Origin of the sequence: Wolbachia endosymbiont of Mansonella perstans (assembly GCF_020278605.1) — a bacterium.
Taxonomy (GTDB): domain Bacteria; phylum Pseudomonadota; class Alphaproteobacteria; order Rickettsiales; family Anaplasmataceae; genus Wolbachia.
Genome location: NZ_JACZHU010000054.1, coordinates 1 through 7,665, shown reverse-complemented (window position 1 = coordinate 7,665; position 7,665 = coordinate 1). Strand labels below are relative to the sequence as shown.

8 protein-coding genes and 1 pseudogene are annotated in these 7,665 nt (G+C 37.0%); 7 read left to right on the top strand and 2 right to left on the bottom strand.

Annotated features, from left to right (window positions below):
* Positions 1-944, top strand: a 944-nt coding sequence (locus tag IHO13_RS03775; protein WP_225538343.1) for a pyridoxal phosphate-dependent aminotransferase, incomplete at its 5' end; no start/stop codon positions are given.
* Positions 945-966: 22 nt separating this feature from the next.
* A complete protein-coding gene (locus IHO13_RS05905; RefSeq protein WP_225538342.1) occupies positions 967-1,110 on the top strand; it encodes an SMR family transporter in 144 nt (47 codons plus the stop codon).
* Between the two features lie 311 nt (positions 1,111-1,421).
* Here the strand turns inward: IHO13_RS05905 and IHO13_RS03765 are convergent, their stop codons facing one another.
* On the bottom strand, positions 1,422-1,649 hold the full coding sequence (locus IHO13_RS03765) for a hypothetical protein (protein WP_225538341.1): 228 nt from the start codon (positions 1,647-1,649) through the stop codon (positions 1,422-1,424).
* A 542-nt stretch (positions 1,650-2,191) separates the two neighbouring features.
* Between IHO13_RS03765 and IHO13_RS03760 the strand changes: the two genes are divergently transcribed.
* Positions 2,192-3,403, top strand: a complete 1,212-nt coding sequence (locus tag IHO13_RS03760) for an MFS transporter (protein ID WP_225538340.1) — start codon at positions 2,192-2,194, stop codon at positions 3,401-3,403.
* Positions 3,404-3,459: 56 nt separating this feature from the next.
* Positions 3,460-4,737 carry a serine hydroxymethyltransferase gene (gene glyA / locus IHO13_RS03755; protein ID WP_225538339.1) on the top strand — a complete coding sequence of 426 codons (1,278 nt, stop codon included), beginning with the start codon at positions 3,460-3,462 and terminating at the stop codon, positions 4,735-4,737.
* 451 nt (positions 4,738-5,188) lie between these two features.
* Here glyA and tnpA read toward each other — a convergent pair.
* Positions 5,189-5,609 (bottom strand): annotated as a pseudogene (gene tnpA, locus IHO13_RS03745) (IS200/IS605 family transposase); the annotation flags it as partial.
* A 328-nt stretch (positions 5,610-5,937) separates the two neighbouring features.
* Here tnpA and ccmC point away from each other — a divergent pair.
* The 3 genes from ccmC (at position 5,938) to IHO13_RS05900 (ending at position 7,531) form a co-directional block, all read left to right on the top strand.
* Positions 5,938-6,648: a heme ABC transporter permease CcmC gene (gene ccmC, locus IHO13_RS03740; RefSeq protein ID WP_225538345.1), complete on the top strand. Its 711-nt coding sequence runs from the start codon at positions 5,938-5,940 to the stop codon at positions 6,646-6,648.
* 444 nt (positions 6,649-7,092) lie between these two features.
* The gene (locus tag IHO13_RS03735; protein WP_225538336.1) at positions 7,093-7,368 is read left to right on the top strand and encodes a hypothetical protein; all 276 of its coding nucleotides are present in this window, start codon (positions 7,093-7,095) and stop codon (positions 7,366-7,368) included.
* 25 nt (positions 7,369-7,393) lie between these two features.
* On the top strand, positions 7,394-7,531 hold the full coding sequence (locus tag IHO13_RS05900; RefSeq protein WP_368666879.1) for a hypothetical protein: 138 nt from the start codon (positions 7,394-7,396) through the stop codon (positions 7,529-7,531).
* The last annotated feature ends 134 nt before the right edge of the window (positions 7,532-7,665 follow it).

Below are 7,665 nucleotides of genomic sequence, written 5' to 3'. Positions count from 1 at the left end.
ATAACAATCTCGAATATACATTTAATCAAATCTGCGTTGGTACCGGTGCTAAACAGGTATTGTTTAACTTATTTATGGCAACGATTAACCCCGAAGATGAAGCTATAATCCCAGCCCCTTATTGGGTCTCATATGTTGATATGGTAAGTCTTTTTAGTGGTCTGCCGGTTGTAGTAAGGTGCAAGCAAAACCTCAAGCTAACACCAGAATTGTTAAAAAGCAAAATAACAAAGAAGACCAAGTGGTTGATTCTTAACTCACCGAACAACCCAGCAGGAGTTATGTATACATATGATGAACTGAAAAATATAGCACAAGTATTGCTCGAATATCCTCACGTGAACATTGTTACAGACGATATTTATGAACATATAGTATACGATGAGAGGTTTTTTACTATTGCCCAGGTTGAACCGAGGCTTTACGATAGGGTTTTTGTAGTCAATGGGATATCGAAAGCTTATGCGATGACAGGCTGGAGAGTAGGTTATATTGCAGGTAAAAGTAATGTAATAAAAGCCATTTCTACACTGCAGTCTCAGAGCACTTCTAACCCTAATTCGATAGCACAGGCAGCAGCAGTTGAAGCTTTAAGCGGCGATCATAGCTTTTTGAAGGAAAGAACGAGAATTTTCAAGAATCGTAGAGATTTTGTAGTAGAGAAGTTAAGTTCTGCTCCAGGGTTATCAGCATCTACTCCGCAAGGCGCGTTTTATTTGTTTGTCTCGTGCAAAGGCTTGTTAGGCAAGAGCACAAAAAATGGTAAAATAATAAATAATGACCTCGATTTCACTGAATACTTGCTGGAGGATCATTCAGTTGCCGTAGTTCCAGGAGTTACGTTTGGCCTTGAAAATTTTGTCAGAATTTCTTATGCAACCTCTCAGGAACAACTAGAAATTGGATGCAATAGTATTATTAAGGCATGCGAAACACTAAGTTGACTTTCTGCATTCTCATTGTGTAGTGTTTTCGTATGTCAGTAGAAAGGAACTAATTTATAGCCTGGTTATATTTTTATTGTTAGCTGGCTTACTTGAAGTTGTGTGGACGGCAGCGCTAAAGTATAGTGATGGTTTTGCCCACGTTACGCCTGTGGTAATATTTTAGTTTGTGCTCCTGTAAGCCTTTACTGGTTATCAGTAGCAATGAAGTCTATACCCCTTGAACATCCTATGCAGTTTGGACTGGTATAGATTCTATAGGCGTAGCGGTGGTAGGAGTAATGTTTTTAGTGACTCAGTGAATTTTGGGCGTTTATTTTCTATTGTTTTGGTAGTGCCGAGTATTATAGGCTTAAAAGTGTTTACTAAATAAGCAGCTAAAGGCTAGGTGTTGAGAACATATATGCCAAGAATTGAGGTAAGTAGACGCTCATAAATTGTTTATTTCACCAAGTAGAGAATATTTACTGAAGTCACCTAGGATTTCCTAATCTGCGAAGAAGGGTGTCCTATTGATTGGGTAAGTATATTTCTGATGTTTAACTTATTTTCTTCATTTTGCTGGATTAAATTAATATCATTTATTTTTTTTACCAAACCTTCTCCTTCCTCCGGAATCTTTAAATCACTTCCGTTGATATTATATTTGCTCAACCCCTCAACGATTTCCTTCTTCGTTTGGTGGGTATCCAAAAATGTTGACACTTGCTGCTTAGCAATAGCATAAAGTAGCTTTTTATTGGATGTTAACTCTCCATATACACTCTCTAGACTAATGTCTAAATGTTTTGCTTTGCTTACAGCTAATTTTATTGTCTCTTCTACTTTGCTTAAAAGTTCCCTATACGATTTATCATATCTGTTACCCGTAAAGCAGCAAACGTTTGTTCAATATATTTTGTTAAGTAATTTTGTAACGTGTTGTTTTTTGTGCTTGTACTTATTAGCTCATCTTTGCTTGACGTTATATTGACCATTATACATCATTATACATGCAAAAAGGTCAATACTAAGTTAACTAGAGTGTTTCTGATGCTAGGTTTTACTAAAAATTCTACTATTTTAGATATAATTGTTCCCATTTTTAGAAATGCTCTTTTCGTGCTCAAGCAACTAGTGCTGGAAAATTTAGTTGATACATAGTTGCTTATTTGTTATGAATTTAACTGTACTAAGTTTTAGCAAATTAAAAATTTGTAAAAAGCTATTTTTTATAAACCTATGATTTTAAATTTAAGGTGAGGTTGATGCTACAAAGAAATTTTTTAATATGGTTGCTAGTATCGCTGTTCTATGCGTACCAATACATATTACGTGTAATCCCGAACATAATAGCACCTGAATTAATAACAAAGTTTAACATAAGTATTACAGATGTTGGTCAATTTGGTGGGCTATATTATGTAGGCTACACGTTTGCTCACATACCTGTTGGTCTCTTTTTTGACAGGTCTGGCCCAAAACTTGTTTTGCCTATATGCACTATTTTGACATTTGCTGGGACACTGCCACTTATATGCTTCGATGAGTGGTATTACTCAATACTCGGTAGAATAATCGTCGGAATTGGATCGTCTGCTTCAGCAATTGGGATCTTTAAAGTTGCAAGCATGTATTTTTCGCAAGAAAAATCAGCAAGAATGGCCAGTTTATCTATAATAATAGGGCTACTTGGAGCTATTTATGGCGGATTACCCTTGGACTTTTTACTCGATAAATTTGGTTGGGACTATGTTATTTATACTTTCTCAGCGTTTGGTTGCTTACTTGCTTTGCTGTTATTCTTTGTAACGCCAAGCAGTAATGCACAAGAGAGTACAAGTGACAATGTACTTCAAGATTTGAAAACTGTGCTATTCAACAAACATATTATTCTGATCAGCTTTTTTGGTGGTTTAATGGTTGGTCCACTAGAAGGTTTTGCTGATGGCTGGGCAAAAGCATTCTTGTGTGAGACATATCAAATGACTGGAGATCTAGCATCTTCGCTTTCTTCTCTCATGTTTATAGGTATGGGAGCCGGAGCATTCTTTTTGGCTTACCTGTTGGAAAAATTTCCAAATAGGCATTATGAAGTAATTATTGCGTGTTCTTTTGCAATGATCGCTAGCTTTCTTTTGCTTTTTGCACGAGCTGGTGGCCTATATGTTGTGCTACCTGCGCTTCTTGTTATTGGCTTTGCATCTGGATATCAGGTAGTTACCATTTACAAAGCAATAGGTTATGTAAGCAATAACTTGGTGGGCTTGACCACGGCAGTATCAAATATGATAGTTATGGTCTTTGGCTATTTTTTTCACATTGGAATCGCAAAAATAGTAGATTTGTATTGGGATGGAATGATAATACAAGGAAATCCCATGTATGGTGCTGGATTGCTGGTAAAAGCAATATTGATTATTCCTATATGTCTACTCTTGGCTGCTTTTGGTCTTGTGTGGTTAAAGAAACAATCTTAAAGTTGCTTGTAACGAACATGCATTTTAATATCATTGGGTTAAACGAAGTTTGATCTATGACAAGTGTTTTGAAAAAAATCTGCAGTCTTAAAAATGGCTTAAAGTCTTTTGATGATGAAATTTATCAATCTATAGAGAAGGAATTGCGGCGTCAAAGGTTGCAACTGCAATTGATTGCATCAGAAAATTTTGTAAGTAAAGCAGTGATGGAGGCACAAGGTTCTTTTCTGACTAATAAATATGCGGAAGGTTATCCAGGAAAAAGGTATTACTGTGGTTGTGAATATGTGGACGAGGTCGAAAGTCTAGCTATAGAGAGGCTCTGTAAACTGTTTGGTGTTAAATTTGCGAACGTTCAACCTCATTCTGGTTCTCAGGCAAATCAAGCAGTGTTTGCTTCATTGCTTACTCCGGGCGATACGATACTTGGATTATCGCTGAGTTGCGGTGGACATCTAACTCATGGTGCGGCACCAAGCCTTTCTGGTAAATGGTTTAAGTCGATTCAGTATACAGTCAGCAAAGACACTTATCTGCTCGATATGGACGAGATAGAAAAGCTGGCACTTGAGCATAAGCCAAAACTGATCATAGCTGGTGCTTCTGCTTATTCAAGAAAGATAAACTTCAAGCGTTTTCGCGAAATTGCGGACAAAGTTGGTGCGTATTTGCTTGCTGATATTGCTCACTATGCGGGGCTTATTGCATCGGGCGAATATCCGTCACCTGCTGAACATGCGCATGTTATGACTTCTACGACTCACAAAACTCTGCGTGGCCCTAGAGGTGGAGTAATAATGACGAATGGTGAAACGTTACATAAAAAAATTCAATCAGCAGTTTTCCCAGGGCTACAAGGTGGGCCGCTTATGCATATAATAGCTGCAAAAGCCGTTGCATTTAAAGAAGCATTAGCACCAGAGTTTAAGATTTATAGCAGAAAAGTCGTGGAGAATGCAAAAGTGCTAGCTCAAGCGCTGCAAGAGCATGGACTGAGCATTATAACCGGTGGCACTGACTCTCATATAGTGCTAGTTGACTTAAGACCACAGAAATTGACCGGGAAAGATGTTGTAGATAGCCTTGAAAGGGCTGGTATTACCTGCAATAAAAACTCTGTACCATTTGACACAGAGAAGCCAACCATCACTTCAGGGCTGCGTTTTGGCACTGCTGCTGAAACAACACGTGGACTTGGGATAGAAACTTTTAAAGAAATAGCAGACTTAATAAACGAGATAATTCAAGGACTAATCAGCAAAAATAGCTTAAATGTTGAAAAAACAGTGAAAAGTAAAGTTGAAAAGATTTGTAATGATTTTCCTATTTATTAACTCTAGTGATTTATATGGTGTCATCCAAGTAGAATAGAAACGGATTAAATGCAAAATTTACTTGACAAGTTTCACCAAAACCATTATCATAGCGCTGAAGCTATTGTTTATCTTCAGTCTGTCCAGGTTAAACGACAAAAAACTCAACGTACTTGGTCTCTTATGTTTAATTTTTTGCACTATGTGTGTCTCATGTCTTTATAAACTTTCAAGGGTTTTACCTAATATAAGCTAAAATGCGCTTATTAAAGCGTTTAAGACAATAAAAAACGCCAATTTTAAAGATAGATAGTGAATAATTAGCTAACAGGGTTTCTTTTGCCTTTTTTCCCATTTGATAAGTTTTTTTAATATAAAGATTATACTAATTTTCGCTATCGGAAACTTACCCGCTATCGGCTGAAGCCGAAAGATTGTAATTTGTGCTGGGAGCGCGGTAAGAGACTAAGGCTCTCCAGTCTTGTACTAGATGAGGCTGACGTGCATCTGTATGTTTATTGATGTGCTCATTAATAACTTCACCTGTCACTGGTAGCACTAAAGTATCTTCTTTCCCCAAAAACACCTTCTCCAGTATATTTTCCTTAGCTCTGGAAATTCTTGTTGAACTTTGCATGAAGACCTAACTTTAGTCTTTGGACAAAATCACTTACAGCTATATGAGGGGGTATTACTACAAGTAAATGCAAATAGTCGGATGATATTACTCCATTTTCTACCTTTATTCCCATTTCTTCAGGTACTTCTGCTATGATTATTTGTATTCTCTCCTTCATAGCCCTAGTTAATATTTTGTAGCGATATTTTGTAATCCAGACTATGTGGTACCTATGATAAAATACTGTGTGTTTTCCCTTATCGTACCTAGTCATAACTGTACTTTACAAAACACAGTTATGACATTAACAAACTAAAGTTTCTCCACCTAGAAGGTGGAGGCTTGTACCATCTTATGGAAAATCAAACAAAATACATAACAAATTTGCTAAACCTATAAGATGTACAATCCCAGAGTGTGACGATGGAATTTGCAAGTAGTTTTTTCTCATTTCTATTGGGTAACGGCAGGATCAAATTGCAATGTTCATGCAGTTGTGATGAAATTGCGCTAATTTGCTGGTCTATGTAAACATAAGTACTATCCTGTTGATAAAGCTTAAACTAACTGGTAAATTCTTAACACAGTTATCGTTGAAACGAATGTTTTTACTAAAACCTACACATCTCTCTTATTTTTCTAAAAAAGCCTTGCCTTGGCTTGGGGCTGCGTGTTTTGCATGTTTTTTAGTTGGAGTATTTCTAGCTTTATTCTTCTCTCCAGAAGATCATAAACAAGGAGAAATTGTACGAATTATGTATTTTCACGTGCCTTCTGCATGGTTTTCTCTCGGAATATATGAGTTAATTGCAGCGCTCAGTTTTATCTCCTTAGTGTGGAATAACAGTATTGCTAGCGTTCTGGCTCACGCGGCCGCTCCTGCGGGAACAGTCTTTTCTGCAATATGCTTAATCACAGGTAGCATTTGGGGAAAAGGAACCTGGGGTACTTGGTGGGTATGGGATGCAAGGCTCACTTCAACGTTGATCTTATTTTTCCTATACGTTGGATACCTCTCGCTGTGGAGCGCTTTCGATAATGAAGAAAGAGCTAAAAAATCAGCAGCGGTATTTGCCATCTTTAGTGCCGTAAATATCCCCATAATAAAATTTTCCGTGAACTTGTGGGCTACTCTCCACCAGCCAGCAAGTATTCTCAGAAAAGGTGGAATAGCGATAGAAAGTTCTCTACTGCTGCCATTAATTGCAATGTTTATATTTTGTGCCACATTTTTTTTAGTAGTATGGATACTCTATTCACTTCACCTGATTAATTTGTATAAGGTAAAGAGAGAAATTAGTGCGCGGTATTAGATCTACTACAACTACTTTTCCTTCGTCACTGTCTAACTTAGACGACTTTATGTAAATCACTTTCTTTATTGAAAAACTCAGGAAAACGTTGTATACCAGCTATAGTAACAGGCTTCGGTGAAACTTATGACAAATTCAAATACTAGTATAGCTTCATAAGCATATAGAAAAATATGCTAGAGAAAATTAAGCAAAATGCCTTTGTCACTTCAAGTGAGTGACTGAAGCTGTAGGTTTTAGTACAAAAACAGACCATACTCTTACGATAATTAACCATGGACTTGGATCTTCAATGTTTAATATCGTTTGTGGCAACTGCCATGCAGAAAAGGTTTAAAGTGTTGTAAACGAATTTAAAGGTCAGCCTTTTGCGTGGTGGATTAGCCCATCAACTAAGTCAAAAGCATTAAGCAGAAAATTGCTACCAAAATTGAAGAGCGTGCTATGTTGTATGATCTAACTAATTTTGAAAGCAGCAACAACCAAATCGTCAGAATAGAGCAAGTATTGAACCAAGATCAACTTGAACATTTTATCAAAGTTCTTGAAACATATGATGCAACGGCACGTAGCTTTTATGAAAAACTTGCAGAACCACTCCTAAATCAGCAAGAAAAATTGTTCGTCGGATATGAAGATAATATTCCCGCTGTAATTGCTATTCTTTTTATCCACAGTGACACAGCTGGCATTTTTAGCTTGATAACCAAAAGAAAATAAAAGGGGGTTTGGGTATGGCACCCAAATGATCACTCATCTTATGGATATTGCTAGAAAAATCGGTGTAAGACATGCGACTCTTTCTGCGTCAAGTGATTCAGGATATCGAATCTACGAGCGCTTGGGGTTTCATATGTTTGGTCAATTTGAGCGTTTTAAATAGAGGAGTTAATGATGAAAATCGAGCATACCACGTCCCCAAACAATAGAGATATTGAATTCCTGTCTAAAGGAATTAATGAAGAAAACGCTGATAAAGGCACATATAATCCATTTGCTTTTTTATTCACGATGATG